The organism is Pseudomonas sp. Pse1, assembly GCF_024519635.1.
Taxonomy (GTDB): Bacteria; Pseudomonadota; Gammaproteobacteria; order Pseudomonadales; family Pseudomonadaceae; genus Aquipseudomonas.
On sequence record NZ_JALJRO010000005.1, the window covers coordinates 98,828 to 124,777 of the forward strand.

At 60.7% G+C, this 25,950-nt stretch carries 27 protein-coding genes; 10 read left to right on the forward strand and 17 right to left on the reverse strand.

Annotation, left to right across the window (positions count from 1 at the left end):
* Positions 1-38 precede the first annotated feature (38 nt).
* The 3 genes from NR126_RS09620 to NR126_RS09630 are packed head-to-tail and all read left to right on the forward strand — an operon-like array spanning position 39 to position 1,156.
* Positions 39-380 carry a helix-turn-helix domain-containing protein gene (locus tag NR126_RS09620; RefSeq protein ID WP_027620008.1) on the forward strand — a complete coding sequence of 114 codons (342 nt, stop codon included), beginning with the start codon at positions 39-41 and terminating at the stop codon, positions 378-380.
* The gene (locus tag NR126_RS09625; protein ID WP_003179080.1) at positions 377-748 is read left to right on the forward strand and encodes a hypothetical protein; all 372 of its coding nucleotides are present in this window, start codon (positions 377-379) and stop codon (positions 746-748) included. Before NR126_RS09620 ends, NR126_RS09625 begins: the two co-directional genes overlap by 4 nt.
* Positions 749-1,156: a sel1 repeat family protein gene (locus NR126_RS09630; RefSeq protein ID WP_256830093.1), complete on the forward strand. Its 408-nt coding sequence runs from the start codon at positions 749-751 to the stop codon at positions 1,154-1,156. It begins immediately after the preceding gene.
* On the opposite strand, the gene NR126_RS09635 is transcribed toward NR126_RS09630, so the two are convergent.
* The gene (locus NR126_RS09635) at positions 1,116-2,918 is read right to left on the reverse strand and encodes a bifunctional diguanylate cyclase/phosphodiesterase (RefSeq protein ID WP_105753805.1); all 1,803 of its coding nucleotides are present in this window, start codon (positions 2,916-2,918) and stop codon (positions 1,116-1,118) included. The genes NR126_RS09630 and NR126_RS09635 overlap by 41 nt on opposite strands.
* A gap of 125 nt (positions 2,919-3,043) precedes the next feature.
* Positions 3,044-5,131 carry a carboxy terminal-processing peptidase gene (locus tag NR126_RS09640; protein WP_177433237.1) on the reverse strand — a complete coding sequence of 696 codons (2,088 nt, stop codon included), beginning with the start codon at positions 5,129-5,131 and terminating at the stop codon, positions 3,044-3,046.
* Positions 5,132-5,268: 137 nt separating this feature from the next.
* Here NR126_RS09640 and NR126_RS09645 point away from each other — a divergent pair, with 137 nt between their 5' ends.
* On the forward strand, positions 5,269-6,231 hold the full coding sequence (locus NR126_RS09645) for a zinc-binding dehydrogenase (RefSeq protein ID WP_027620012.1): 963 nt from the start codon (positions 5,269-5,271) through the stop codon (positions 6,229-6,231).
* 54 nt (positions 6,232-6,285) lie between these two features.
* Here the strand turns inward: NR126_RS09645 and NR126_RS09650 are convergent, their stop codons facing one another.
* The 6 genes from NR126_RS09650 to NR126_RS09675 all read right to left on the reverse strand — a co-directional run bounded on the left by NR126_RS09650 (position 6,286) and on the right by NR126_RS09675 (position 11,612).
* Positions 6,286-6,939, reverse strand: a complete 654-nt coding sequence (locus NR126_RS09650; protein WP_027620013.1) for an HAD family phosphatase — start codon at positions 6,937-6,939, stop codon at positions 6,286-6,288.
* Positions 6,940-6,982: 43 nt separating this feature from the next.
* A complete protein-coding gene (locus NR126_RS09655) occupies positions 6,983-7,972 on the reverse strand; it encodes an ABC transporter ATP-binding protein (protein WP_105753803.1) in 990 nt (329 codons plus the stop codon).
* Positions 7,969-8,769 carry an ABC transporter permease gene (locus NR126_RS09660; protein ID WP_027620015.1) on the reverse strand — a complete coding sequence of 267 codons (801 nt, stop codon included), beginning with the start codon at positions 8,767-8,769 and terminating at the stop codon, positions 7,969-7,971. Before NR126_RS09660 ends, NR126_RS09655 begins: the two co-directional genes overlap by 4 nt.
* Positions 8,756-9,601, reverse strand: coding sequence for an ABC transporter permease subunit (locus NR126_RS09665; RefSeq protein ID WP_027620016.1), 846 nt, complete (start codon positions 9,599-9,601; stop codon positions 8,756-8,758). Before NR126_RS09665 ends, NR126_RS09660 begins: the two co-directional genes overlap by 14 nt.
* Positions 9,598-10,404, reverse strand: coding sequence for an alkaline phosphatase family protein (locus tag NR126_RS09670; RefSeq protein ID WP_256830094.1), 807 nt, complete (start codon positions 10,402-10,404; stop codon positions 9,598-9,600). The genes NR126_RS09665 and NR126_RS09670 overlap by 4 nt, the downstream gene beginning before the upstream one ends.
* 140 nt (positions 10,405-10,544) lie before the next feature.
* Complete coding sequence (locus tag NR126_RS09675) at positions 10,545-11,612, reverse strand: ABC transporter substrate-binding protein (protein ID WP_027620018.1); 1,068 nt, start codon at positions 11,610-11,612, stop codon at positions 10,545-10,547.
* A 361-nt stretch (positions 11,613-11,973) separates the two neighbouring features.
* Between NR126_RS09675 and phnR the strand changes: the two genes are divergently transcribed.
* Entirely contained in the window at positions 11,974-12,687 is a 714-nt protein-coding gene (gene phnR, locus NR126_RS09680) for a phosphonate utilization transcriptional regulator PhnR (protein WP_027620019.1), read from the forward strand.
* Positions 12,688-12,699: 12 nt separating this feature from the next.
* On the opposite strand, the gene NR126_RS09685 is transcribed toward phnR, so the two are convergent.
* The 8 genes from NR126_RS09685 to minC form a co-directional block, all read right to left on the reverse strand.
* Positions 12,700-14,856, reverse strand: coding sequence for a mechanosensitive ion channel domain-containing protein (locus NR126_RS09685; protein ID WP_027620020.1), 2,157 nt, complete (start codon positions 14,854-14,856; stop codon positions 12,700-12,702).
* A 79-nt stretch (positions 14,857-14,935) separates the two neighbouring features.
* Positions 14,936-15,112, reverse strand: a complete 177-nt coding sequence (locus NR126_RS09690) for a hypothetical protein (RefSeq protein WP_177327264.1) — start codon at positions 15,110-15,112, stop codon at positions 14,936-14,938.
* Between the two features lie 199 nt (positions 15,113-15,311).
* Positions 15,312-16,601, reverse strand: a complete 1,290-nt coding sequence (locus NR126_RS09695; protein ID WP_105753800.1) for a M18 family aminopeptidase — start codon at positions 16,599-16,601, stop codon at positions 15,312-15,314.
* A 75-nt stretch (positions 16,602-16,676) separates the two neighbouring features.
* Positions 16,677-17,780, reverse strand: a complete 1,104-nt coding sequence (locus NR126_RS09700) for a hypothetical protein (protein WP_256830097.1) — start codon at positions 17,778-17,780, stop codon at positions 16,677-16,679.
* A gap of 53 nt (positions 17,781-17,833) precedes the next feature.
* Positions 17,834-18,469 carry an RluA family pseudouridine synthase gene (locus NR126_RS09705; protein ID WP_027620023.1) on the reverse strand — a complete coding sequence of 212 codons (636 nt, stop codon included), beginning with the start codon at positions 18,467-18,469 and terminating at the stop codon, positions 17,834-17,836.
* A 155-nt stretch (positions 18,470-18,624) separates the two neighbouring features.
* A complete protein-coding gene (gene minE / locus NR126_RS09710) occupies positions 18,625-18,879 on the reverse strand; it encodes a cell division topological specificity factor MinE (protein ID WP_027620024.1) in 255 nt (84 codons plus the stop codon).
* 3 nt (positions 18,880-18,882) lie between these two features.
* Positions 18,883-19,695: a septum site-determining protein MinD gene (minD, locus tag NR126_RS09715; RefSeq protein WP_027620025.1), complete on the reverse strand. Its 813-nt coding sequence runs from the start codon at positions 19,693-19,695 to the stop codon at positions 18,883-18,885.
* 198 nt (positions 19,696-19,893) lie between these two features.
* The gene (gene minC, locus NR126_RS09720; RefSeq protein ID WP_027620026.1) at positions 19,894-20,631 is read right to left on the reverse strand and encodes a septum site-determining protein MinC; all 738 of its coding nucleotides are present in this window, start codon (positions 20,629-20,631) and stop codon (positions 19,894-19,896) included.
* Positions 20,632-20,752: 121 nt separating this feature from the next.
* Here minC and NR126_RS09725 point away from each other — a divergent pair, with 121 nt between their 5' ends.
* The 5 genes from NR126_RS09725 (at position 20,753) to NR126_RS09745 (ending at position 24,959) form a co-directional block, all read left to right on the forward strand.
* A complete protein-coding gene (locus tag NR126_RS09725; RefSeq protein ID WP_033866304.1) occupies positions 20,753-21,685 on the forward strand; it encodes a lipid A biosynthesis lauroyl acyltransferase in 933 nt (310 codons plus the stop codon).
* A gap of 70 nt (positions 21,686-21,755) precedes the next feature.
* A complete protein-coding gene (locus tag NR126_RS09730) occupies positions 21,756-22,928 on the forward strand; it encodes a patatin-like phospholipase family protein (RefSeq protein WP_027620028.1) in 1,173 nt (390 codons plus the stop codon).
* Positions 22,929-23,048: 120 nt separating this feature from the next.
* On the forward strand, positions 23,049-23,591 hold the full coding sequence (locus tag NR126_RS09735) for a DUF3455 domain-containing protein (protein ID WP_027620029.1): 543 nt from the start codon (positions 23,049-23,051) through the stop codon (positions 23,589-23,591).
* 106 nt (positions 23,592-23,697) lie between these two features.
* Positions 23,698-24,234, forward strand: a complete 537-nt coding sequence (locus tag NR126_RS09740) for a sigma-70 family RNA polymerase sigma factor (protein WP_256830099.1) — start codon at positions 23,698-23,700, stop codon at positions 24,232-24,234.
* Positions 24,231-24,959 (forward strand): anti-sigma factor domain-containing protein, encoded by a 729-nt coding sequence (locus NR126_RS09745; protein WP_027620031.1) that lies wholly within the window; start codon positions 24,231-24,233, stop codon positions 24,957-24,959. The genes NR126_RS09740 and NR126_RS09745 overlap by 4 nt, the downstream gene beginning before the upstream one ends.
* A 71-nt stretch (positions 24,960-25,030) precedes the next feature.
* On the opposite strand, the gene NR126_RS09750 is transcribed toward NR126_RS09745, so the two are convergent.
* Entirely contained in the window at positions 25,031-25,816 is a 786-nt protein-coding gene (locus NR126_RS09750; protein WP_027620032.1) for an outer membrane protein OmpK, read from the reverse strand.
* Between the last annotated feature and the right edge of the window lie 134 nt (positions 25,817-25,950).

The window sequence follows — 25,950 nt, forward strand, 5'->3', positions numbered from 1 at the left end:
TGCCGACTCGCTAAGTGTTGTTGTCCTACGGGGTAGTCATGGATATTCAGATAATTGCACGCGATGGAGAGCCCGAATATGCGGTTTTGCCATGGGCTCAGTATCAAGCATTATTGAAAGCGGCAGGTGTCACGGAACAACCCTCGCGTGAAGCAACAGCTCATCACGCGGCCACCTCGGACCCAGTATTGGTGGGTCTGGATCAACTCCGTCGTTTGCGTGAAGAACAGGGCATCGCCATTGAGGCGCTGGCCCGCACGGTAGGCATCAGCCCTTCTTACCTGGCCCTGATTGAGAGTGGCGAGCGTCAACCCGACGCCGCGATTCGCCGCAGCCTGGCCTGGGAGTTGAAGGTGCAGGGTTGGAGGGATGAATCGTGAGCGTACGCATCAGTCGTCAACATTGGGACGGTTTGCTCGGGGAGCTGGATCAGGCGCGCCGACAGCGCCATTTGTTGACCTATCGTGCCTTGCTTGAACGTCTGCAGTTGCCCAGCCCGGCCATGCAGACCCTGACCGCCGCGCTCGAACACCTGGCCGCCCTCGATGCACGGGCCGAGCAGCCCTTGCGCAGTTCGCTGGTGATCAGCCAAGGGGCGAGCCGCTTGCCGCGCACCGGCTTCTTCGAATGTGTCGAGCGTCTGGGGCGTTTCTCCGGTCCTTCTGATGGCGTTGCGGCAGCGTCCTGGCATGCGTCGGAAGTGGTCCGGGTGTTCGAATACGAATACCCCGAGTCGGCGGAGGCCTGAGTGTTTTTGCGACTCAAGTCACGTCTCGGCTATTGGTGGGCGCGGCGCCTGTTTCATTGGTCGTGGTTCGTCCGCCAGCCACGGGTCTGGCAGTGGATGGAAGGGCAATTCGCGCGCATGGCCAACTTGGGCGATGTCGGCGCCCAGAGCTTCTATGGGCACATTCTGACGTTTCGCGGCGTTGGCCTGGGGGCGCATGAGGAAGGCGTGCGCTTGCTGCGCCTGGCGGCCTTGGCGGGCGATGGCAAGGCGGCGTATCAGGTCGGTGTGATCAGCCTGGCCGGAACCCCGAGCAAAGCGCCCGATCCGGCGGAAGCGGCGCGCTGGTGGGGCATGGCGGCCAAGGCCGGCCACCCGCTGGCGGCGATCAAGCTGGAAGAGCTGGCGACGCGTTCCAATCAGGGTTGAGAGCCGCTCCAGCCGCCAGGCTGTCGATCACATGAACACTGTCGCCGGACGTGCCCTTGGCGTGGTGTTTGGCCTGTGAGGCCAGTTCCGCCAGGCGGCTGGCATCCAGTTGCGCACAGGTCTGTGGATAGAGATGCACGACGCCCACCGACAGTGACAGGAGGGCGAACTCCTGGCGCGCACCCTGGCGGTTGGACGCCACGAAGCAACCGGCGGCCAGGTGTTCGGCGCGGTAGAAGCGTTGGCACTGTTGGTGGAAGTCCTCGCGCAATTGCGCAAGTCGCTGGTGCCAGTCGCCCGGGCCGAGCACCAGCAGAAAGTCATCGCCGCCTATATGGCCGACAAAATCCCGGCTCGGATCGATGCATTCGTTCAGGCACTGCGCCAGGCACAACAGCACTTCGTCGCCACGGCCGTAGCCATAGATATCGTTGAAAGGCTTGAAGCTGTCGATGTCGACATAGCAGATCATCGACTCCCGCTGCTGTTGCAGCAGGCGCGTCAGGCACTGCTGGATCGGCACGTTGCCCGGTAGCAGGGTCAGCGGATTGGCATGGCGCGCCTGTTGGATTTTCAGTTCGGTAATCAGCTTGAGCACATCAATCACCCGACCCAGCCCCAGATAGCGGCCATTGGCGGTGATGATGAAATCTTCTTCGATGCGCTGGCGGGCGCGGCTGGTGATCAACCGGCTGACCTGTTGCAGTGATTGGCTGATCTCCACGGCCAGAAAATCCTCGCTCATCAGCCGGCTGATTGGCTTGCGGGCAAACAGGTCGGTGGCAAACGGCTTGAGCAACGCGTCGGACAGCAAATGACGATGGACGATGCCGCACGGACGGTCCTGTTCATCGAGCACCGCCAGCGAGTTGAGATTGGCCTGGCGGCGGAAGCGTTCAAGGACATGGGCGGTGGCTGTGTCGAGCGTCACCGCCGGCTGTTCGTTGAGCAGCGCGCTCAAGTCGCTGCCTTCCTCGTTCAGCCCGGCAGCGTTGCCGTCATGCCTGGGCATCAGTGCGCGGGCTTCGCGTGGCGGTTGTTCCTGCGGACGGCAGAGCAGGTAGCCCTGGAGCAGATCAACACCCATCTCGGTCAGCACCGCCAACTCTTCCGGTAATTCGATGCCTTCGGCAATCACCTGCGCCCGCGACGCCCGGGCAATCTGCAGGATCGAGCCGACAAACTCGCGCTTGAGCGCATCCTGATGAATGCCATCGATGAAGTGCCGGTCGATCTTCACGTAGTCTGGACGCAGCTCCGACCACAGGCGCAAGCTGGAGTAACCGGCACCCAGGTCATCAAGGGCAATGGAAAAACCCATCGCCCGATAATGATGCAAGGCGTTTTGCAGGAGTTGGAAGTCATCGGTCGGGGTTTGCTCGGTCAATTCGATCACCACCTGGTCGGGTGCAATGCCGAAGTCCTGAAGCATCTGCAGCGTGCGTCCAGGCTGGTGTTCGGGTTCGAGCAGCGATTCGGGGGAGACGTTGAGAAACAGTTTGCCGGGCAATTGTTGGCTGCTGAACTGGCGGCAAGCGCTGTAGCGGCAGGCCATTTCCAGCTCGCTTAGGCGACCGGCCTGACGGGCTACGGCGAACAGGGCGATAGGCGAATGCAGGGGACTGTTGGAAGGGCCGCGGCTGAGGGCCTCATAGCCGAGGATGCGCCGTTCGGACAGGCTGATGATTGGCTGGAACAGGCTGTGCAAACCGCGTTGAGCCAGGATTGAACTCAAGGCACTCAGCTGTTCGGTGGTGGTCATGGCGATCTCTGTCGATAAAAAAAGGACCGGGTTGGCCCTGTAGCAGAGCAAACCCGGTCCTGTATTTCACGACAGAATGATGTCTATTTGATGACACTCCGGAGAGGGCCAGTATTAAATAGCCATCACTTCTTGTTGCTGGCCACCGCGGTATTGAGCTTCAGGTAGTCGAGCAGAATGCGCCCGGTCTCGCTCAGGTAGGCGTCGTCTTCCGGCTTGGTCTTGTCCGGCTCGGCGGCGATGGCGTCCTCGTCCTCTTTTTTCAGTTCCTTGAGCGGCTCTTCGCCCTTGGCCTTGCGCCGGATGTTCTCCATCGCCAGTTGCTTGGCTTCGATATCGGCATGTTGCGCACGGCGTTCGGCTTCGTTGAGGCTGACGGTTTTTTCCGCCATCAGCTTCTGCGCCAGGGCCAGCTTGTCGCGGATGAACACGAATTCCGCATCCTTGGCGGTACGGTCGTCATGCTCGCTCTTGAGCTGGGCGAGGAACGGCTTGAACGGGTCCACGGCCGGCTTGATCGCTGGGCGGATGGTGTCCCACGGCATGGCTTCCGGCAGGGCGCTTTCGCCAATTTCCTTGGTATCGATCAGCGACGGGTAGTCGATGTCCGGCAGTACGCCCTGATGCTGGGTGCTCTGGCCGGAAACCCGGTAGAACTTGGCCAGGGTCAGCTTCAGTTCGCCATGGTTCAGCGGCTGGATGGTCTGCACGGTGCCTTTGCCGAAGGTCTGGCCGCCAATGATCAGCGCGCGGTGGTAGTCCTGCATGGCGCCGGCAAAAATCTCCGAGGCCGAGGCCGACAGGCGGTTGACCAGCAACGCCATCGGGCCTTTGTAGAAGGCGCCCGGGTTTTCGTCTTCGAGCACATCGACCCGGCCATCGGCATTGCGCACCAGCACGGTCGGGCCCTTGTCGATGAACAGGCTTGTCAGCTCGGTGGCTTCCTGCAGGGAACCACCGCCGTTGTTGCGCAGGTCGATAACGACGCCGTCGACTTTCTCTTTCTGCAACTCGGTCAGCAGTTTCTTGACGTCGCGGGTGGTGCTCTTGTAGTCCGGATCACCGGCACGGAATGCCTTGAAGTCGAGGTAGAAGGCCGGGATCTCGATCACGCCGAGCTTGTAGTCCTTGCCATCCTGCTTGAGGTTGAGCACGGATTTTTTAACCGCCTGGTCTTCGAGCTTCACCGCTTCACGAGTGATCGGCACGATCTTGCTGGTCTGGTCGTTCGGCGCATTGTTGGCCGGAATCACTTCCAGGCGCACCACGGTGCCTTTCGGACCGCGAATCAGCTTGACCACTTCGTCCAGGCGCCAGCCGACCACGTCGACCATCTCTTTATTGCCCTGGGCTACGCCAATGATCTTGTCCGCCGGGGCCACTTGCTTGGTCTTGTCGGCAGGGCCGGCCGGCACCAGGCGTACGATCTTGACCTGGTCGTTGTCGCTCTGCAGCACGGCGCCGATGCCCTCGAGGGACAGGCTCATGTTGATGTCGAAGTTTTCCGCGTTATCCGGCGACAGATAGTTGGTGTGCGGGTCGTAGGACATGGCGAAGGTATTGATGTACGCCTGGAAGATGTCTTCGGCGCGGGTCTGGTCCAGACGCGACAGCTGGTTTTTGTAGCGCTTGGTCAGGGTTTCCTGGATCTGCTTGGAATCCTTGCCGGCAATCTTCATGCGCAGCACTTCGTCCTTGACGCGTTTGCGCCACAGGTCGTCGAGTTCGGTGGTGGACTTGAGCCACGGTGCATCCTTGCGATCGATCAGCAAGGTTTCCTTGGTGGTGAAGTCGATCTTGTCGACGCCCTTGTTCAGTTCGGCGAGGACGAAGTCCAGACGCGATTTGACTCGGTCCAGATAACGTTTGTAGATGGTGAAGCCGGCGTTCAGATCGCCGCTCTTGAGGAAATCGTCAAACTGGGTTTTCCATTTGTCGAATTCGGCAATGTCGCTGGCCATGAAGTAGCTGCGCGAGGGATCCAGCAGCTTGAGGTAGCTGTCGTAGATAATCACCGAGCGCGCATCATCGAGTGGCGGCTTGCTGTAGTGGTGGCGCTTGAGCAGTTCGACGACGTTCAGGCTGGCAATCACCTCGTCACGATCGGGCTGAAGCTTGTCCCAGCTATTGGCTGCGAACGTATTGGCTGACAGCGACAAGCTGCCAAGACCAATGAATAGAGCGAGTGCGGTGCTGGGGAACAAATGCTTCATGCCGATTCGACGCGGGGACAATTGATAACGCATATTAGGCCGTCTTTGAAGTCGCCGGTTCCCAATGGGCCGGTCGCATAATGCAAAAAGCCCGGCGCTACAGCACGGGCTCAGTCCAGACTCACTATGGAGGCACTGTGAAGGCATTGCAAGGCGTTGAAGGTCATGTGGAGTGGGTTGAAGAGCCCAGTCCGGCCTGTGATGTAGGACAAGTTCGCATCCGTGTGGCGGCAGCGGGCTTGAATCGAGCCGACTTGTTACAGCGAGCGGGGCTCTATCCTGCTCCTCCCGGCGCCAGTCAGGTGCTGGGCCTGGAGTGTTCGGGAATCATCAGCGAGGTCGGGCCGGGCTCGTCCTGGCAGGTTGGCGACCGGGTCTGCGCGCTGCTGGCCGGTGGCGGCATGGCCGAGGAAGTGGTGGTCGACGGCCGTCACGTATTGCCGGTGCCGGAGGGCTTGTCGCTGGCTGAAGCCGCCGGCTTGCCGGAGGTATACAGCACCGCCTGGTTGAATCTGTTTCAACTGGCGGCACTCAAGCCGGGGGAGAAAGTGTTACTGCATGCCGGGGCCAGTGGCGTGGGTTCGGCCGCCATTCAGTTGTGCAAGGCGTTTGGCAGCCCGTGCTGGGTCAGCGTGGGCTCGGCGGATCGACTAGCCTACTGCGAGGCGCTTGGCGCCCAGGGCGGGGTGGTGCGCACAGATGGACTGGAGGGTTTGAATGACCTGGGGCCGTTTGATGTGATTCTCGACCCGGTCGGCGCCAACTATGCAGGGCTGAACCTCAAGGTACTGGCCCGCGACGGGCGTTGGGTGCTGATTGGCCTGATGGGCGGGCGCGACGCGAAGGTGGATCTGGCACAAGTGCTGGCCAAGCGGGTTCAGGTAATCGGTTCGACCCTGCGCAACCGTGATGATCAGTTCAAGGCTGATCTGTTCACTGATTTGCACCAGCAAGTCTGGCCGTTGTTCGCCGAAGGCCGTTTGAGCCCGCAACTGGCCAAGACCTACCCGATCACCGACGCCGAGGCGGCGTTTGCCGAGCTGGCGGGTAATCAGGTGTCGGGCAAGTTGGTGCTGGTGATCGACGAAAGTCTGGTTTGAGGCGGTAGACCGTGTTGGCTGGCACGCGCGTGGCGTGCCAGCGAACAGCGATCTCTATTTCCACAGATGAATCGGCCAGCCGGCCTTTTCTGCATGCTCACGCAACACCGGATCCGGGTTGACGACGTGCGGGAAGTCGACCTTGAGCAGCAGCGGCAAGTCGTTACGCGAATCCGAATAGAAACTCGCGCCTTCAAGGTTTTCCTCTTCGGCGTCCAGCCATTCCAGCAGGCGGGTGATCTTGCCTTCGCGGTAGGTCAGGGTGCCGACGGTCTTGCCGGTGTAGAAACCGTTGACCACTTCCAGTTGGATACCGAGGATTTCGTCGATCCCCAGGCGCTCGGCAATGGGTGCGACCAGGTGCGTACCGGAGGCGGAAATCACCAGGATTCGATCACCGGCCTTGCGGTGGGCGGCGATGGTTTTGGTGGCGTCGCTGAAGATGATGGGTTCGATGAAGTCTTCGACCCAGGGACCTACAAGGTGTTCGACTTCTTCCGGCGTGCGGCCAATCAGCGGCTCGAGGCTGAAGTCCATGAACTCCTCCATAGCCAGCTTGCCGTGGCTGTAGGCATCCATCAGTTCATTGTTGCGGCGCATGAAGGATTCGCCATCGACCCAGCCCAGGCGCGCCATCTGCTCGCTCCAAAGGGTCGCGCAGTCGCCGTGAATCAGGGTTTCGTCCAGATCAAAAATTGCCAAAGACATCAGTAGGGTTCTCTCTTCGAAATCGGTGGTTGCGGCACAAGCATTACGCTACCTCACACAAGGCCGTCGGATCGATGGACAGTGCCAGACGTTGACCATCGGCATAGAGGTCGGCCGCCGAACGGTTCAGCACATCCACCACCAGTTCCACGCCCCGAGCTTCGACCCGGTAGCGAATGACATTGCCCAGCAGACTGTGGCTGCGGATCAGTGCGTCCGGTTCACCGATGCGACTCAATTCGATGGCTTCGGGGCGTATTGCGATGCGGCTGGTGACCGGCCGTTGCAGCAGTTTGCTGGCGCTGGCCGGGTCGAGCAGGTTGTAGTTGCCGATAAAACCGGCGGCAAATACATCCGCCGGCGCAGTGTAGAGCGTCTCTGCGTCGCCACTTTGTACGATCTTTCCCTGGTTCATCAGGAATATTCGGTCAGACATTGTCAGGGCTTCTTCCTGATCGTGGGTGACGAAAATGGTGGTCAGGCCCAGTTCACGTTGAATCTGACGGATCTGTTCGCGCAGGTGTTTGCGAATCCGCGCGTCCAGTGCCGACAGCGGCTCATCGAGCAACAGCAGGCGCGGCCGGGTGACCAGTGAGCGGGCGAGGGCCACGCGCTGGCATTGACCGCCGGACAACTGGTGCGGATAACGCGCCGCAAAGTCCGTCAGCTCCACCAGTTGCAGCACTTCCTGCACGCGCTTGTGGCTGTCGTCGGCATTGACCTTTTGCATGCGCAAGCCGAAGGCCACGTTCTGCTCCACGGTCATGTTGGGGAACAGCGCATAGCTCTGGAACACCATGCCGATCCCGCGTTTTTGTGGGCTCATGGGCACCAGGTCCTGCCCCTCGAGCAGGATCTTGCCGCCATCCACCGCGGTCAGCCCGGCAATGCAGCGCAGCAGGGTGGACTTGCCGCAACCCGATGGGCCGAGCAGGGTGACGAACTCGCCTTTCTGGATCTCGCAGTTGATGTCACTGAACACCGTGGTGCCGGAATAGTTTTTTTGCAGGTGTTGGACGCTGACATAGCTCATTGGCTTTTGTCCTTGTTCAAGATATTGGCAGCCCAGGTCAGAACCAGCACAAAGAGGAAGTAGGAGATCACCAGTGCGCTGGTGAAGTGACCGCTGCTGTTACGCATGTTGTTGAGGTACACCTGCAGGGTTTCGTAGCGGGTGCCGACCAGGATGTTGGCGAACACGAATTCGCCGAACAGGAACGAGAACGACAGCAGCAACGCCACCATCAGGCCCTTGCGCAGGTTCGGCAGCACCACCAGGAACGCTGCCTGGAAGGTGCTGGCGCCGAGCAACTGGGCGGCGTCCATCAGGTCGCGCAGGTTGATCGCCTGCAGGTTGTTGGTGATTGCCCGGTACATGAAGGGCAGCGCCACGGTGAAGTAGCAGCCGATGAGGATCCAGGGCGTGCCGACCATGGCGAAGGGACCGGAACCGTAGAGTTGCAACAGCCCCACCGAGGACACCACCGGCGGCACCGCGAACGGCAGCAGGATCAAGATGTTCATCAGCGCATCGAGTTTCGGGAAGTGGTAGTGCACCACGAACAGCAGCGGCAGGATCAGCACCACCGACAGGATCAACGCGCCGACGCAGACCAGCAGCGACTGGCCGAAGGCATTGAGAAAACGCGGGTCACTCCACAGTTGCAGGTACCACTTGAAGGTGAAGCCGGAGGGCAGGATGGTCGCCGACCAACTGCTGGAAATCGAGTAGATCAGCGTGCCAACCAGCGGCAGCAGCAAGATGGCAAACAGCAGGTAGACCACCACGCGGTGATAAAGGGCTGCAGAGCCGGGTTCAGCGCGAGACATGGTAGCTCCTCTTCAACAATAACTGATGGACCACGGTCACCAGGGTCATCAAGGCCACCAGCACCACGGCCAGGGCACTGGCCATGTTCGGGTCCAGGGTAATGTCACCTGAAACCATCGCCGCGATGCGGATCGGCAAGACGTTGAAGTTGCCGGTGGTCAGGGCGTACACCGTGGCGTAGGCGCCCAGGGCGTTGGCCAGCAGGATCACGAAAGTGCCGAGCAGGGCCGGGGTCAGCACCGGCAGGCCGATGTGGCGCCAGAACTGCCAGCCGTTGGCCCCCAGCAACTCGGCGGATTCGCGCCAGTCTTCACGCAGGGCGTCGAACGCCGGGTACAGCAGCAATACACCCAGGGGAATCTGGAAGTAGGTGTAGAGGATGATCAACCCGGTTTTTGAGTACAGGTTGAAGTCCTCAATGATCCCGGCCTGCTTGAGCATGATGGTGATGCTGCCGTTGAAGCCCAGCAGAATGATGAAGGCGAAGGCCAGGGGCACACCGGAAAAGTTGCTGGTCATGTTGGCGAAGGCGTTGACGAAGTTACGCAGCCTGGAGTCGACCCGGCGCAGCGAGTAGGCGCCGAGGATGGCAATGACAATGCCGAACAGGCTGGAATAGAAACTGATTTCCAGGCTGTGCTGGATCGCTTGCAGGTAAAACCTGGAGCTGAAGATTTTATCGAAGTTGGCCAGGCCCCAGCCAAACTCTTCCGATTGCAGGCTGTTGATCAGCACCCAGCACAGCGGGGCGATCTGGAACACGAAAAAGAAGATCGCAAAAGGCACCAGGCACAAGGCTGCCAGCCATTTACCGCGCGTGATGGCGTTCACTTGAGCAACTCCCGGCATACAGGTTTGTCGTGGGGTATGCCGAGCAACTGGCACACCGTGCCGCACAGCTCGAGCTGTGCGGGAGCGGCATCGGGGTCGAAGCTGAAGGCATCGCCAATCACAAACAGTGGGACCTCCCGTTCCTCGGCCAGCAGGCCGTTGTGGGAGCGGTCGTTGTTCATGCCGTGGTCGGCGGTCACCAGCACCTGGTAGCCGGCGTCGAGCCAGCCTTGCAGGTAGTCGGCCAGGATGATGTCGGCCGAGCGGGCGCTGTTGCGGTACTGCGGGGTGTCGAGGCCGTGCTTGTGCCCGGTGTCGTCGATGTTCATCGGGTGCACCAGCAGAAAGTGCGGGGCATGTTGCAGGCGCAGGTGTTCGGCGTCGGCGAACAGGTGCGAATCCGGGTAGTGGTCGGACCAATAGAAGTGGCCGTACTGGATCGGTAATTCGGGCTCGGCGGTGTGGCGATCTCGGGCCGGGACGAAGGGGGAGCGGTTGTACAGCTCGCTGACCCAGTGATAGGCCGCGGCGGCGGTAGTCAGGCCGGCGTCACGGGCGTAGTGATAGATACTGCGCTGGTTGGACAGGCGCGCGACGTTGTTGTGGACGATACCGCTGTCGATGGGCGTGACCCCGGTCAGGATCGTTTCGTAGAGCGGGCGCGACAGCGAAGGCAGCTCGCAGGTGAGTTTGTACAGGGCGGCTTTTTTCGCCTGCACATAGGCCTGCAAATGCCCCATGGCGTGCCGCGCGACTTCGTAGTTGAGACCGTCGAGGACGACAAGGATGACGTTGTGACTCATGGCACTGAAACTCCGTACATCAGTAACTCTAAACATCGTAATTCGTTGTAGGAGCGAGCCTGCTCGCGAGAGCGGTCTGACACCCGAGATGATCTTCGAGTGTCAGGGCGCCATCGCGAGCAGGCTCGCTCTTACAGGGGTTACTTCATCTCTACGATGACTTCTTCGTTCCACTTCTGTGGCAGCGCCTTGGAAGTTTTTTCCCAAGCGTCGGCGTCCTTGATCGGGGTCACGCCTTTGTACTGCTCGTTAGGCAGCAACTTGGCCTGGATCTCGGCGGGCAGGGTCAGGTGTTCGGCGCGGATTGGCCGAGCGTTGCCTTTGGCCAGGTTGATCTGGCCTGCATCGCTGAAGATGTACTCGCGGGTCAGCTTGGCGGCGTTGGGGTTCTTCGCGTATTTGTTGATGATCGTGGTGTAGCCGGAAATCACCGAGCCATCGGACGGGATCAGCACGGTGTAGTCATCCGGGTTGGCCATCTTGGCCTTGTAGCTCAAGCCGTTGAAGTCCCAGACCACCCCCACTTCGACCTCGCCTTTCTCCATGGTGGCAATGGTCGGGTTGGCCATCGACAGGCGACCCTGCTTGGCGATTTCGGCAAACATCAACAGCGCCGGTTTCAGGTTCTTCTCGTCACCACCGTTAGCCAGGGCCGCTGCCAGCACGCCGTTGGCAGCCTGGGCGGCGGTGCTCACGTCACCGATGGAGACCTTGTATTTGCCGGTCTTGAGGTCGGCCCATTTGGTCGGAACCTCGGAGCCGTGCAGCAGCTTCTTGTTGACGATAAACGCGATGGTGCCGGTGTAGGCCAGGGCCCAGTTGCCGTCTTTATCCTTGGCCCAGTCGGGTACCTGGTCCCAGGTCGAAGGCTTGTAGGGCTGCACCACGCCCTGCTTGACCGCGATCGGGCCGAAGGCCGCGCCGACGTCGCCGATGTCGGCGCTGGCGTTGTCTTTTTCGGCGGCGAACTTGGCGATTTCCTGGGCCGAGCTCATGTCGGTGTCGATGTGCTTGAGTCCGTAGTTTTTGGCCAGGTCTTCCCAAGTGCCTTTCCAGTTGGCCCAGTCATCGGGCATGCCGACGCTATTGACCGCGCCTTCCGCACGCGCAGCGGCTTCGAGGGATTTCAGATCGGTGTCAGCGGCCATGGCGGCGGTGCACATGGCAATGGTCGTGCCTAACAGTGATGCCAGGAAAAGCTGTTTCATCGAAAGCTCCTTTGGGCGTATTCAACGCTGCGTTTTTTTAACGTTTGCGGTTGGGTTGGTCTAGGTCAGCAATACCCGAGCCAATTTAGGGGCGGTGGATGACACTTTGATGTCGGCCATTCACGCCTGTGAGGATTTTTCACTCCCGTGGGGTGGCTGCGAAGTAAGCGTAGACCATCGTTGCATTGCCGGTTTGACGGGACTTGGCCGCTGAATTGCAACGCCTGTGGGGCAGCCGTTCGGCGGCTTTGTCATCGATCGGTCATGTGCAATGCCTAGGCTTGCACTAGGTTTGAAGGGGCACTTTTTGGCGCGTTACAGCCCTGAAACAGTGCTGGTCTAGTCCAGATAGGTAACGTTGATGCGTGAAGAGGCAACCAAGGCGGTCACAGCCATCGGCCAGGTGCTGCAGGAGCAGATCGACCACGGCTTGCTGACGCCAGCGAGCAAACTGCCGGCGGAGCGCAAGCTCAGTGAGCTGTTCGGCACCACGCGGATCACCGTGCGCGAGGCACTGTTACAACTGGAAGCCCAAGGTCAGATTTATCGCGAGGAGCGTCGCGGCTGGTTCGTTTCCCCACCACGGCTTGCCTACAACCTGATGCAACGCAGTCACTTTCACGCGATGGTCAGTGCCCAGGGGCGAGTGCCGTCGACCGAGGTCATCAGTGCACGCTTGCAGCCAGCGTCGGCGGCGGTCTGTGCCTGGCTGCAGTTGCCGGCGCTATCCAGCGTGATCCAGATCTGCCGCTCGCGACGCATCGATGGGCGCCTGGTGCTGTACGTTGAGCACTATCTGAATCCGCAGTACTTCCCGGGGATTCTCGAATTCGATCTGAATCAGTCGATCACAGAGTTGTACGCGCGGCACTACGACTTGCACTACGGACGGGTGCGCTTCGAAATTGTCCCGACCTCATTGCCGCTGGACGCGGCAGCGGCGTTGCGGGTGTCGGCGGGGAGCCCGGGGTTGCGGATTGCCCGGGTCAATTATGACCAGCATGAACGCTTGATCGACTGTGACCTGGAGTTCTGGCGCCACGATGCGATCCATGTCGGGGTCGAGGTGGTTTGAGCAGGCTATCTACTAATCCTGCTCTTTGCCGCCGCCCACATTCATCACCTGAATGCTCATCCGCGGCGTCGCCAGGTCCAGTCCGGCTTCGTCGAGATGGCGTTTGAGCGACAGGTTGAACGCCCGCGACACTTCCCATTGCTTGATCGGCGCAGTCTTGAAGCGGGCGCGCAGGATCGCGCTGCCAGACTCGAAGCTTTCCACGCCCTGAATTTCCAGGGGCGACCAGATGTTGCGGCGTTGCAGGGGATCGGTGCGGATTTTCTGCCCGACCTCGCGCATCAGTTTGATCGCGTCGTCGATTTCCATGTTGTAGGGCACCGCCACCCGGAAGATCGCGTAGCCGAATTCCCGTGAGTAGTTCTTGATGCTTTTGATTTCGCTGAACGGAATGGTATGGACAATGCCATCGATATCGCGCAGGCGCACAGTGCGGATGGTCAGGCCTTCGACCGTGCCCAGGTGGCCGCCGACGTCGACATAGTCATCGATAGCCAGGGAGTCTTCAATGATGATGAACAGCCCGGTGATCAGGTCGGCCACCAGTGACTGCGCGCCGAAACCGATGGCCAGACCGATCACCCCGGCACCGGCCAGCAGCGGGGTGACGTTCATGCCCATGTTGGCCAGGGCGACGATCAGCGCAATGATGAAAATTGCCACGAACAGCACGTTGCGGATCAGCGGCATCATGGTCTGCGCGCGGGCGTTGGCCAGGCCCTTGCGTGAGCGAGTGAGGGCCAGGTGCACGGCGGTATCGCTGAGGATCCACACCAGCCAGGCAAAAATCAGCGTACCGGCCAAGCCAAGGATCTTCACGCTGACGTCGTGGCCATCGCCTTCGGTGAAGCGGATCAGCGACAGGCCCCAGACGCGCAGGCCCAGTTCGATGAACGTCAGCCACACCAGCAGATGTGCCAGGGTGTAGAAGAAACTCTTCAGGCGTTCCGAATACAGCGCGTGGCGCTTGGCCCCGCGTTGCGGTTTGAGGGCATGGCGACGCACCAGGCCGTTGATCACCATGCATAGCACCAGCAGCACGGTGCAGATCAGCGATTGGCGCAGGGCGGTGCTGGTGTCACCGGCGGAGACAAAGGTGGCGAACAGCGAAATGCCCACCAGCACCAGCGCCGGCAGATACCAGAAGGTCCCGAGGATTTCGATGGTGTCGCTCAGGGCACGGCGGGTCAGGCGCCGGGACAGTGGCTGGTTACGTACGAGGTGCGCGATGGGCCGGCGGAAGCGCAGGATGAACAGCCCGGTGAACAGCGCCGCAAGGACATTGGCCACGGTGGCTGTGGCGTGGGCCAGGTGCGGACCGAGGCCGGCCACCAGGCGCGGGTCGTTTAGCGCCTCACCGAAGGCGGCGAAGCTGCCGATCAGCCACAGTGGGTGGAAAGCCTGATGGCGCAGGATGTACAGCGCGCGGTGGCGGTGCGGGCCGTCGAGCAGGGAAAACGCGATCACGCAGATCGCCGAGAAGCAGGTGCCGACCACCAGTGCATAGGCCAGCACCATCGCCAGCGACTTGCCCAGTGACGAGGGCAGGGCGTAGCTCATATAGACGGTGATCACCAAAGCAATCAGCCACGGCCCGAGCTTGCGCAGGGCAAAGCGCAGCATGTCGAGGGCCTTTGGGTGTTGCGGCAGTTCTTCGGTCAGGCCGAAGCGCATGCGCACCCGATGGCCCAGCCAGATCAAGGCGGCGGCGAGCAGGCTCCAGAGCATCAGGACCACAGCGAAGCCGAAGATGATCGGCAGCCATTCGTTGGCCGGCAGCAGCAGGGCGTTAAATTCCTGCTGAGCCAGGTCGAGCTCGTCGGTCCAGCGGGTGATTGGGCTGTCGGCACCGGAAAACTGTTTCTCAATCGTCGCCAGGGTACCGCCAATCAACCCCAATACACCTTCTTCGGCAGGCGTCTGGGCTTTGTTCGTGGCGTCGCGCAGCTTCTTCAGGTCGGCCAGCAACTTGGCTCGTTGCTGGTCGTTCTCCAGCGACTTGATCACCTCGTCCAGCGATTGCCCCAAAGGCTCGGTGGCCTCCGGCTGGGTTTTGTTCGAGCTGCCCAGCAGGCTCGGCAAACCAACGGCCTGGGCCGGTGCCATGGGCAACAGCATCAGCAGGCATAGCAACAAGGTGGAGGGCAGGGCCAGCAGGCGAGCGAACACTAGGCGGTCAACCTCAAACAGGTACAGGTTGACCGAGTGTACGAGGGGGGCAGGACCAATGCGAGCGCAGTGGCGGCTTTTATTCGTTGAGCTTGGCGAGGATCTTGATGACCACGGTGGCGAGGATCACCAGCATGCCGATCCACATCGAGAACACACCGGCATTCTTGTCGCGAAAGTTGAAGCCGATGGCCAACAGGATCATGCCCGACAGAATCGGGATCAGCATGGAGGAAAACAGTGACATCGAGATCATGGCAACAGCCTTGGCAAGGGACGGGTTCGAGTGTAGGTGGGTTTGTGGTGGGTGAGCTGACGAATGTCAATTTAATGAGATTACGTACACCTCACTGTAGAAGCTGGCTTGCCAGCGAAGAGGCTGGCACAGGCAACCTATTCATTGCCTGGCACACCGTCATCGCGAGCAGGCTCGCTCCTACAGGGGATCATCAATATCAGGGTAATTCGCGCGAGGCGTAGAACGCGCTGAGCACTTTCACCAGATGCACCAGGTCATGGCTGCCACACAGTTCGCGGATCGAGTGCATGGCAAAGGTCGGCAGGCCGATGTCCACAGTGCGCACGCCCAGATGGCTGGCGGTGATCGGGCCGATGGTCGAGCCGCAACCCATGTCGCTGCGCACCACGAAGCTCTGCACCGGTACTTCTTCGGCCATGCACAGGTGGCGGAAGAAACCGGCGGTTTCGCTGTTGGTGGCGTAGCGCTGGTTGCTGTTGACCTTGATCACCGGGCCGGCATTGAGTTTCGGGCCGTGGTTGGCGTCGTGCTTGTCGGCGTAGTTGGGGTGCACGCCGTGGGCATTGTCGGCAGAAATCAGCAGCGATTTCTGGATCGTGCGCACGAACTCTTCGCCTTCAGGCAGCAGGCGGCGCAGGGTCTGTTCGAGCATCGGGCCATCGGCACCGCAGGCCGAGCAGGAGCCAACTTCTTCGTGGTCGTTGGCGACGAAGACGCAGGTTTCCTCGGTATCGGCGGTGAGCAAGGCTTGGAGGCCGGCGTAGCACGACAGCAAGTTGTCCAGGCGCGCGCCGGCGATGAAGTCGCCGTGCAGGCCGATCACGGCTGCGCCCTGGGTATCGTAGAAACTCAGCTCGTAATCCAGCACCACGTCGGCGTTGAGGCCATGTTCCAGTGCCAGTTGATTGGTCAGCACGGCACGGAAGTCGACGCGCTCGTCGCCGGCAAACTGCGCAAGGATCGGCGGCAGCTCGGTTTGCGCGTTGATCGCCCAGCCCTGGTTGGCTTCGCGGTTGAGGTGGATCGCCAGGTTGGGAATGATCGCAATCGGCGCCTTGAAATCGATCAGTTGGCTTTCGACCTTGCCGTCGCGGCGGAAGGTCACCCGGCCAGCCAGCGAAAGGTCGCGGTCGAACCAGGGGGCAAGCAGCGCGCCGCCATAGACTTCGACGCCCAGTTGCCAGAAACCCTGGCGCTGCAATTCGGGTTGCGGCTTGACTCGCAGGCACGGACTGTCGGTGTGAGCGCCGACCATGCGGATGCCGTCGTACAGCGGCGAGTTACGGCCCAGCTTGATGGCCACGATCGAGGAATCATTACGGGTGACGTAGTAGCGACCGTTGGCTTCGGTGGTCCAGGGTTCGCGCTCGTCAAGGCGCTGATAACCCGCCGCTTCCAGGCGCTGAACCAGGCTGGCAGTGGCATGAAAGGGGGTAGGGGAGGCCCTGAGGAAGTCGATCAGGCCTTGGTTCAACTCTTCGCGCATAAGTAGCTCCAGACAGCAGTGTCGCGAGTTTAACGTATTGCCCCGGCGCGTTGGGCAAGTGCTTGCGCGCCGGGATCAGTCGGCCAGGCGTTTGCGCAGGTAAGCAATGATGGTTTGTTCGTCATTTGCCCGGGCAGGCTTGGGCAGCTGTTTGGGCCAGCGTCCCTTGTGGGGGCCGAAAAATTTCTGCTGTTTGCTTTCGTCCCAGCGCAGGATTTCCCGCGCGGCCGATTCCCACCACTCATGGCGGCACACCTCGTAGTAGGGATGCTCTGGGGCGGCGCTGCCGTACAACAAGGCGCGGCCGACTTTCTTCAGGCTGTCGCTTTTATTGCGCAGCTTCCATTTGATCCGCAGCCGCTGCCAGGGCGAGGGTATCGGCTTGCAGCGCGGCACTTCGGTGCACAGCGCCGGCAATTGTGGGCGGAACTGTTCACCATGCTGGGTGAAAAAGTGCTTCTGCATGGCATGGAAAAAGTTCTTCTCGGCGAAGTAGTGATACACGAACTTCTTCGCTTCCTGCACCGGTTTGTCGCGCATGGCGAAAGAAATGGCAATTTGCTCGATGGTGTGAATATCGAACGAACCTCGGGTCCATTCGTCGATCAGTCGAATCGACTCCTCCAGCATCGCCGAGTCGCCTGCAGTGACGCCGCACAAGCCGCTGTTGTACAGCTTGAAACTGTTCTGCGCATTGATGCCGTGGGCTTGCAGGTGCTGGCCCAGTTTGACGTAGTCGGCGCGTGCGCAAACGGTGCTCCAGTCGTACTCGAAGCGATCCATCACGTACTGCCCGGGGGCGATTTTTTCAAACAATCGCAGCGGGTTTTCCAGGAACAGGGTGTCGGTGTCGACGAACAGGGTCTTGTCCGCCAGCCTCAGGCCCTGGGCAATGGCGCAGGCCTTGCGGCGATGGATGTAGCCATTATCGCCCTGCCAGCCCTTGAGGGTCTGTTCATCGAGCGTGATGGTCTCCACCGGCCAGCCGGCGTAGTCCTGCGGCCGATCGGTCATGATCCTGATGCACAGCGACTCGCCGCGCTTGAGCTGGGCGAGGGCGGTGAGCATGCTGAACTTGGCTTCGCGCCGGTAGACGTCCTTGTCGCCATAGATGAGATACAGCAACTGTTGCGGTGCGATCTCAAGGGGCGTCGACGCGGGGGAGGTGATAGGCGTCATGTGGCCAGGCGTCCTTCTGGTTTCAACAGGGGGCTTGGGGGTATTGAATGCGCTTAAAACGGTGCCGGGCACTCGAAGCGCAGGCGCTCGCCACTTTGCGGGTGGGTAAAGCTCAGCATGCTGGCGTGCAGGCATAGCCGAGGATACGCCGCCAGGGCTTGCGGGTGGGCATACAGCCCGTCGCCGAGCAGCGGGTGGCCGATGGACAGCATGTGCACGCGCAATTGATGAGAGCGCCCGGTGATCGGTGTCAGCTCGACCCGGCACCAGTCGCCGCAACGCTCGAGGACGCGCCAGAAGGTCAGGGCATGCTTGCCGAATTCGTGATCCACCACGTGCCGTGGCTTGGTCGGCGGATCGTAGCGCAGCGGCAGGTCGATGCTGCCACTGTCCAGCTCCGGCTGGCCCCAGCACAGCGCCGTGTAGGCTTTTTCGGTTTCACGATCATGAAACTGACGAGACAGCTCGCGATGGGTGTCCGGGTCACGGGCCAGCAGGATGATGCCCGAGGTTTCCCAATCCAGGCGATGAACAATCCGCGCTTCCGGGTAGCCGTTTTCCTGCAGACGGGTAATCAGGCAGTCCTTGTTGTCATCGGCACGGCCCGGCACGGAGAGCAGCAGGGTCGGCTTGTTCACCACCAGGACGGCGGCATCCTGATGGAGGATGTGGATATTCGACAGCGGCATTAAAAAACAGCCTCATAACGTGTGGGAGCGGGCTTGCCCGCGAAGGTTCAGCACAGCCAACACTGAAGTTGAGTGTGCCTGAACCTTCGCGGACAAACCCGCTCCCACATTGGATCAGCAGGTGTTCTAACTGCCGTGATACCTGACGGATCGACTCAGCGATCGGGCAGGGTGATGTTGAGTTCCAGAATCGAGCAGCTGCCCTGGTTTTCCAGTGCCACGTGTACGTCATCGGAGCCGATATTGACGTACTTGCGGATCACTTCTACCAATTCCTTCTGCAAGGCTGGCAGGTAGTCCGGGGTGCTGCGTTGGCCGCGTTCGTGCGCCACGATGATCTGTAGACGCTCTTTCGCTACCGACGCGGTGCTTTGCTTTTTGTTGGCACGAAAGAAGTCAAAAAGGTTCATTGTTTAGTTGCCTCCAAACAGGCGCTCGAAGAATCCCTTCTTCTGTACATCGAGGAATCGATGATCCACGGTCTTGCCCAGCAGGCGATCTACGGTATCGCTGTAGGCCTGGCCGGCATCGCTCTGGTCGTCGAGAATCACCGGAACACCCTGGTTGGAGGCCTTGAGCACCGCCTGGGATTCCGGGATCACGCCGAGCAGGGTCACCGAGAGGATTTCCTTGACGTCTTCAACGCCGAGCATTTCGCCTTTGCTTACGCGCTCTGGATGGTAGCGGGTAATCAGCAGGTGCTCTTTGATCGGGTCTTCGCCACGTTCGGCGCGACGCGATTTGCTGGCCAGCAGGCCAAGCATGCGGTCGGAGTCACGTACCGAGGAGACTTCCGGGTTGGTCACGACGATCGCTTCGTCAGCGAAGTACATGGCCAGGTGGGCACCTTTTTCGATACCGGCCGGGGAGTCGCAGACCACGAAATCAAAATCCTCCTTGAGTTGCATCAGCACTTTTTCCACGCCCTCGGTGGTCAGCGCGTCTTTGTCGCGGGTCTGGCTGGCGGCCAGCACGTAGAGGTTCTCAAGGCGCTTGTCCTTGATCAGGGCCTGCTGCAGGTTGGCTTCGCCGTTGACCACGTTGACAAAGTCATACACCACGCGGCGCTCGCAACCCATGATCAGGTCGAGGTTACGCAGGCCGACGTCGAAGTCGACGATGACTGTTTTGTGACCGCGCATTGCGAGGCCGGTACCGATAGCGGCGCTGGTGGTGGTCTTACCCACACCACCCTTGCCGGATGTAACCACGAGAATCTTGGCCAAGGTGTTTCACCCCTAAGGAAAAAGGACTTTTAGCCCCGAAAAACATCTCTTGAAACGACTGCAGTCGGACCGCCTTGGCTGGAATCAGGCCTGGGGCAGGGTTTACCGTTGGTAAACACCGCTTTCTGCCATTTTCCTACTTCGTTTGAGCCGTTTTCACTACGTTTTAGAGATGCTTGGAAAATGCGGCAGTATCCGTTAAAGCCGAATGATGTTCAACACGTCGCCCGACAGGCTGACTTGTACCCCAGCCCCCCAAAGCGGGTCGCGGCGCAGATCTTCGGAGACCTTGTAATGACCGGCGATGGACAGCAGTTCAGCGCTCATTTGCTGACAGAAAATCCGTGCCTTGCCATCGCCTTTGACCCCGGCCAGCGCTCGACCGCGCATCGGGCCGTATACATGGATGTTGCCATCGGCGAGAAGTTCCGCGCCCGGGCTTACAGAGGAAACCACTACCAAATCGCCACCTTGGGCGTAAATCTGCTGACCTCCGCGTACTGGCGAGGTAATGATGCGGGTCGGCTTGATCGTCGGCTCGGGTGGTTTTTCCGGTTTTTTCTGCGCTGCGGGTTCCGGCAGGTCGAGGGTGCGTTCGCGGGCGCCCGACGGCGGCAGCACCGGCAAGTCGACGGCGATCGCCGCGGCAATGTCTTCAATGCGACTGGCGCGAATGGCCAGGGTGCGCAGGCCATGGTGGCGGCACACACGCATCAGCGCCGGCAAATCGACCGTGCCTTCGTGGGCCGGCAGTTTGTCCAGGGCCAGTACCAGCGGCGCGTTGCTAAAGAAATTGGGTGCCAGAGCAACCTTCGCAGCCAGTTGCCGGTCGAGGGTTTCCAGGTCGTTGCGGGCCAGCTCCAGCACGGTAATGGCGAGCATGCTGCCCTTCAACTGGAACACGGGATCTTGGTCTAGCGGTTCGGTTTGGCTCATGGTTGGCATACAACGGCTTGTCGCTAAAAGTGCCGAGACTTATAACGAGAACGCCCGCGGCCCGCAAGCCGGGTCGAACCGTTGTAGAATGCGCGACCTTGTTGTCCGTCCGGAATCGTTAATGGATCGCCCGCAATTTCGAGCTGCATTTCTTTCCCCACGTTTTTGGCCGCTATGGTGCGGTCTAGGGCTGCTGTGGCTGGTTGTCCAGTTGCCGTATTCGTGGCTTCTGTGGATTGGTCGCCTGCTGGGTGCCGGCATGTATCGGGTCGCCAGCGAGCGCCGACGCATCGCCAAACGCAACCTTGAACTGTGTTTTCCGGAGAAAACTCCCGACGAACGCAAGCGTTTGCTCAAGGAAAACTTCGCTTCCACCGGCATCGCCTTCTTCGAAATGGCCATGAGCTGGTGGTGGCCCCGTGAGCGCCTGGCGCGGCTGTCCCATGTCGAAGGGCTGGAGCACCTGAAACAGGCCCAGCGCGAGGGCAAGGGCGTGATTCTGATGGCCCTGCACTTCACCACTCTGGAAGTCGGCGCGGCATTGCTTGGCCAGCAGCACACCATCGACGGCATGTACCGCGAGCACAAGAACCCGCTGTTCGACTTCATCCAGCGCCGTGGCCGCGAGCGCCATAACCTCGACTCTCTGGCGATCGAACGGGAAGACGTGCGCGGCATGTTCAAGCTGCTGCGCGCGGGCCGGGCGATCTGGTACGCACCGGACCAGGACTACGGCGCCAAGCAGAGTATCTTCGTGCCGTTGTTCGGGATCATGGCGGCGACGGTTCCGGCCACCAGCAAGTTCGCCAAGCTGGGCAAGGCCCTGGTGGTGCCGTTTACCCAGGAGCGCCTGGCCGACGGCAGTGGCTATCGCCTGGTGATCCATGCGCCGTTCGATAATTTCCCGGGGGAAAGCGACGAGGCTGACTGCATTCGCATCAACCAATGGATCGAAAGTGCGGTGCGCGGCTGCCCCGAGCAATACCTGTGGGCCCACCGGCGCTTCAAGAGCCGGCCACCGGGTGAGCCGAAGTTGTATGCCAAGCGTGGTTGAGGCCTGATTCTCGGACTCCTGTAGGAGCGAGGGCACCGAAAAACCCACCCAGCACCAAGGAGCGTTGCGTATGAGTCCAGGCGAACCGGTTACAGGCTTGATTCTTTCCGGCGGTGGGGCTCGGGCGGCTTATCAGGTGGGGGTGCTGGCGGCCATCGCCGAACTGCTGCCGGCAGGTGCGAGCAATCCGTTTCCGGTGATCGTCGGCACCTCCGCCGGGGCGGTCAACGCAGTGAGCCTGGCCAGCGGCGCGCTGGACTTCAGCGCTGCGGTCCGGCGCTTGACCGAGTTCTGGCAGGGTTTTCGTAGCCATCAGGTGCTGCGCAGCGATTGGCCCGGGGTGATTCGCCAAGCCAGTCGCTTCGTCAGCCACAGCCTGCTGGGGATTGGCGCCAAGGTCCCGGTGGCGCTGCTCAACAGCTCGCCCTTGCGCCACTTGCTGGAGCACAAGCTCGACCTGCGCGGCATCGACCAGGCCATCGCGCAAAAGCAGCTGCACGCCGTGGCTGTCACTGCCTTTGGTTACGAATCCGGGCAAGCCGTGACCTTCTACCAGGGCGGGCGCAGCATCGATGCCTGGCTGCGCCATCGGCGAGTTGGTGTGCCGACCCAGCTCAAGGTCGAGCACTTGCTCGCCAGTTCGGCAATCCCCTTGCTGTTTGCCCCGGTAAAAATCGGTGATGAGTACTTCGGTGATGGTGCCGTTCGTCAGTCGGCGCCGATCAGCCCGGCGCTGCACCTGGGCGCGAGCCGGGTGCTGGTGGTAGGGGTCAGTGGCAACCCGCGCGGCCTTGACCCGCAAAATCCCATGCAGCGCGCCTACACCGGCCAGCAGCCATCGCTGGCTCAGATCGGCGGACACATGCTCAACAGTACGTTCATCGACAGTCTGGAGAGTGATATCGAGTTGCTGCAGCGCTTGAATCAGTTCAGCCAGTTGCTGCCCATCAATGAGCAGTCACGTAGCCTGGGTGTGGCGCCGGTGGACGTGCTGGTGATTGCGCCCAGTCAGCCGATTGACGAAATCGCCGCCCGCCATCGCCAGGAACTACCACCCGCGCTACGTCTGTTTTTACGCGGCCCGGGCGCGACCAGGACCAGCGGGGCAGGGGTTTTGAGTTACTTGCTGTTCGAGGCCGGGTATTGCAGCGAACTGATCGAACTGGGGCGGCGTGATGCCTTGGCCAAGCGCGACGAATTGTGCCGCTTCCTGGGTATCACAGAGCCGGCCATCCCGGCCTGAAAGATCATCGAACCGTCTTGCGCAGTATTTTTTCCCGATACTGCATCCAATCGGTCCTCTGGCGGGTAGTACAGGTAGTAGCCCTTGCTGCTGAACTGTTCCCTCATCTGGAGAGCCCCCATGAACGCTAAACGATTCTTCGGTATTGTCGGCGCCACGCTTACTGCCACCTGCTGGTTGACCGCCGCGCCTGCGGCCTTCGCGCAAGCTCAACTGCCTGACAGCATCAAAGTCCCGGACGGTCATAAAATCGCCCTGGAGACCGTCGGCGTTGGCGAAATCACCTACGAATGCCGTGACAAACCCAACACAGCCGGGCAGACCGAGTGGTTTTTCGTCGGGCCCAAAGCCGTGCTCAATGATCGCAGCGGCAAGCCGGTTGGCAGCTACTTTGGACCGCCCGCCACCTGGCAGGCCAAAGATGGTTCGACCGTCACCGGGACCCAACTGGCGGTAGCGCCGGCGGGCACTGGCGACCTGCCTTATCAATTGGTCAAGGCCAACCCTGCGCAGGGCCAGGGTGCGATGAATGGTGTCAGTTACATCCAGCGCCTGGCCGTCAAAGGTGGTGTTGCGCCTGGCACTAAGTGTTCCGTGGCTAACCGCGGCGCCCGAGAAGTGGTGAAGTATCAGGCGGACTATATTTTTTGGGCCGCCAAGTAAGCCCTCGATCTGCAGCAGCTTGCTGGCGTGCAAAGTGGTCTACGCTGCTGCGTGGAACCCCAGCCTCAGGGCTGGGGCATTTATCCCTTGTTGGTAGCTGAAGTCCTTGTCCCTACCCGAGCACGGTTATGACTATGAAGCCTGCCTGGCGGCGTGCGCTCGCGGCGAGAGGCAGGCATTGCGGGCGTTGTATGAGCAGGAAAGCGCCCGGCTCCTGGGCGTCGCCCAGCGCATCGCTGGCGACAAGGCCCTGGCCGAAGACATTGTGCACGATGCCTTTATCAGGATTTGGACCGGTGCCGCCAGCTTTGATCCGGCACGGGGTTCGGCGCGCGGCTGGATCTTCAGCGTGACGCGCCATCTGGCCTTGAACTTTGTGCGAGGGCACGCCCGCGAAGTGCCTTACAGTGAACCAGAAACGGTGGCTGCGGAACACTTGGATACCTTCGATTATCAAGCCCGTTCCGGGCGTATTTATGGCTGCCTGGAGCAGCTCGACCCCGCGCGTCGTAACTGCCTGTTGCACGCGTATGTGGACGGCTACTCGCATTCACAGATTGCGCAAAAAATGAACACACCCCTGGGGACCGTCAAAGCCTGGATCAAACGCAGCCTGGCGGCATTGCGCGAGTGCATGGGATGAACACACGCCCTGAAGACGACAGTCCGGACGCCACCGACGAACTGGCCAGTGAGTATGTGCTGGGCACCTTGCCCGCCGAGCAACGCCTCGAGGTTCAGCGGCGTCTTGAGCGTGATCCAGGGCTGCGGGCCGCAGTGGATAGCTGGGAGCAGCGCTTGCTGGTCTTGACCGAGCTTGCCGAACCGCAAACGCCGACGCCCAGGCTGTGGGAGCGAATCGAGCGCACCCTGGGCAGTCTCGAGCGACGCACACCTGACGCACGCTCTAAGCCCGTCACCTCATGGTGGAATCTTCTGCCGTTGTGGCGCGGGCTCGCAGGCGCGGGGCTGGTGGCAAGCTTGCTACTCGGCATCATGCTGCTGACGCGAACGGTGGCGGTGAGTCCGACCACCTATCTGGTGGTGTTGGTAGCGCCGCAGAATCAGGCGCCCGGCTGGGTGATCCAGGCGAGCAGTCCGCGGGAAATCCAGTTGATACCCTTGGGGGTGGCGCAGGTGCCGAGCGACAAGGCGCTGGAGTTCTGGACCAAGGCCGATGGCTGGCAGGGTCCGGTATCGCTGGGGTTGGTCAAGCCTGATCAAACACTGTCGGTGCCGTTGGACAAACTGCCGCCACTGCAGCCCAACCAATTGTTCGAGTTGACCCTGGAGAATCCTGGCGGATCGCAGACAGGCAAACCGACTGGGCCGGTGCAGTTCATCGGTCGTGCGGTCAAAGTGCTCTGACACCGCTGTGACTTCTGCAGGTGATGCGCGCCTGCAGAAGTCGGTCGCAACGAAGGCCTGTCAATTCAGACTCAGAAGTGCACCTTGACCAGGAAACTGGTCACGCTCTGGTCGGTCTTGAAGGCCTGAGTGTCTTCGATACCGTACTTGTCTTTCCAGTAGTCGTACTCGACACCCACGTACAGCTGCTTCTCGCCCAGGTTCAGCGCCTTGCCCAAGTCGTACTTGATCTGTGGGTTGAAGTGCAGGTTGGCGTGGTAGGTGCCTTTGCTGTTGACGTCGTTGTCGACCACCCAGTCCATATAACCGTCGATCAGCACGTCGGAGCTGCCTACAGGAATGGTGTAGGACCAGACCGGAGTGATCTGCCAGACATCATCACCCGGGCGGCTGCCTTCGGTGTGGCGGTTGTAGAAGTTCAACTGGAAGTAGTCGAAGCCCGGGATCGCCAGGTCGAAACCTGGACCGATCAGGTAGGACTCGGTGTCGTCTTCGCCAAACTCGTAGGTCATGGCCAGCAACACGTCCTTGATCGGACCGAATTCGAATTTCTGGTCGAAGATTTTGCCGAACGACAGGCGCGGCTGGAACTCGCCGTAGTGTGTGTTTTTGCCAGCGAAGGCATCTTCTTTACCGTTGTAGAAGATCTTGTCGATGAAGAAGAAGTTGTCGCCGTACTTCCAGCCATCGGCGTGCTCGAAGGTCACGGTCTGCTGGATCCGCGGGTTGACTTGAAAGTCTTTGCCGTAGAGGTAAGTCAGGCTGTTGTTCTGCCACTGCAGCAGATCGCCGGCCATGGCTTGGCCGCCTGCCAACAAGGATCCCGCGAGCATCAGGCTAGTGCACGTACGTTTCATTCGGTTGCTCCCAAAGTAAGTGGTTCCACGTTTTTGAGTCGGCGCTCTGGTGTGGCGCCTTTTTTCGGTGCTGCAAAAAACATCCGTTCGGTCAGCTTTGGTGCTGATAGCAAAGGTCGCGCCAAGGCTTTCGC

Coding starts and splice junctions, on each gene's coding strand:
- NR126_RS09745 (WP_027620031.1), top strand. CDS start 24,231: ATGAACACACGCCCTGAAGACGACAGTCCGGACGCCACCGACGAACTG.
- NR126_RS09640 (WP_177433237.1), bottom strand. CDS start 5,131: ATGAAGCATTTGTTCCCCAGCACCGCACTCGCTCTATTCATTGGTCTT.
- NR126_RS09650 (WP_027620013.1), bottom strand. CDS start 6,939: ATGTCTTTGGCAATTTTTGATCTGGACGAAACCCTGATTCACGGCGAC.
- NR126_RS09635 (WP_105753805.1), bottom strand. CDS start 2,918: ATGACCACCACCGAACAGCTGAGTGCCTTGAGTTCAATCCTGGCTCAA.
- NR126_RS09675 (WP_027620018.1), bottom strand. CDS start 11,612: ATGAAACAGCTTTTCCTGGCATCACTGTTAGGCACGACCATTGCCATG.
- NR126_RS09735 (WP_027620029.1), top strand. CDS start 23,049: ATGAACGCTAAACGATTCTTCGGTATTGTCGGCGCCACGCTTACTGCC.
- NR126_RS09750 (WP_027620032.1), bottom strand. CDS start 25,816: ATGAAACGTACGTGCACTAGCCTGATGCTCGCGGGATCCTTGTTGGCA.
- NR126_RS09730 (WP_027620028.1), top strand. CDS start 21,756: ATGAGTCCAGGCGAACCGGTTACAGGCTTGATTCTTTCCGGCGGTGGG.
- NR126_RS09705 (WP_027620023.1), bottom strand. CDS start 18,469: ATGCCGCTGTCGAATATCCACATCCTCCATCAGGATGCCGCCGTCCTG.
- NR126_RS09620 (WP_027620008.1), top strand. CDS start 39: ATGGATATTCAGATAATTGCACGCGATGGAGAGCCCGAATATGCGGTT.
- minE (WP_027620024.1), bottom strand. CDS start 18,879: ATGAACCTTTTTGACTTCTTTCGTGCCAACAAAAAGCAAAGCACCGCG.
- NR126_RS09660 (WP_027620015.1), bottom strand. CDS start 8,769: ATGTCTCGCGCTGAACCCGGCTCTGCAGCCCTTTATCACCGCGTGGTG.
- NR126_RS09725 (WP_033866304.1), top strand. CDS start 20,753: ATGGATCGCCCGCAATTTCGAGCTGCATTTCTTTCCCCACGTTTTTGG.
- NR126_RS09655 (WP_105753803.1), bottom strand. CDS start 7,972: ATGAGCTATGTCAGCGTCCAACACCTGCAAAAAAACTATTCCGGCACC.
- NR126_RS09700 (WP_256830097.1), bottom strand. CDS start 17,780: ATGACGCCTATCACCTCCCCCGCGTCGACGCCCCTTGAGATCGCACCG.
- NR126_RS09670 (WP_256830094.1), bottom strand. CDS start 10,404: ATGAGTCACAACGTCATCCTTGTCGTCCTCGACGGTCTCAACTACGAA.
- phnR (WP_027620019.1), top strand. CDS start 11,974: ATGCGTGAAGAGGCAACCAAGGCGGTCACAGCCATCGGCCAGGTGCTG.
- NR126_RS09690 (WP_177327264.1), bottom strand. CDS start 15,112: ATGATCTCGATGTCACTGTTTTCCTCCATGCTGATCCCGATTCTGTCG.
- NR126_RS09695 (WP_105753800.1), bottom strand. CDS start 16,601: ATGCGCGAAGAGTTGAACCAAGGCCTGATCGACTTCCTCAGGGCCTCC.
- minC (WP_027620026.1), bottom strand. CDS start 20,631: ATGAGCCAAACCGAACCGCTAGACCAAGATCCCGTGTTCCAGTTGAAG.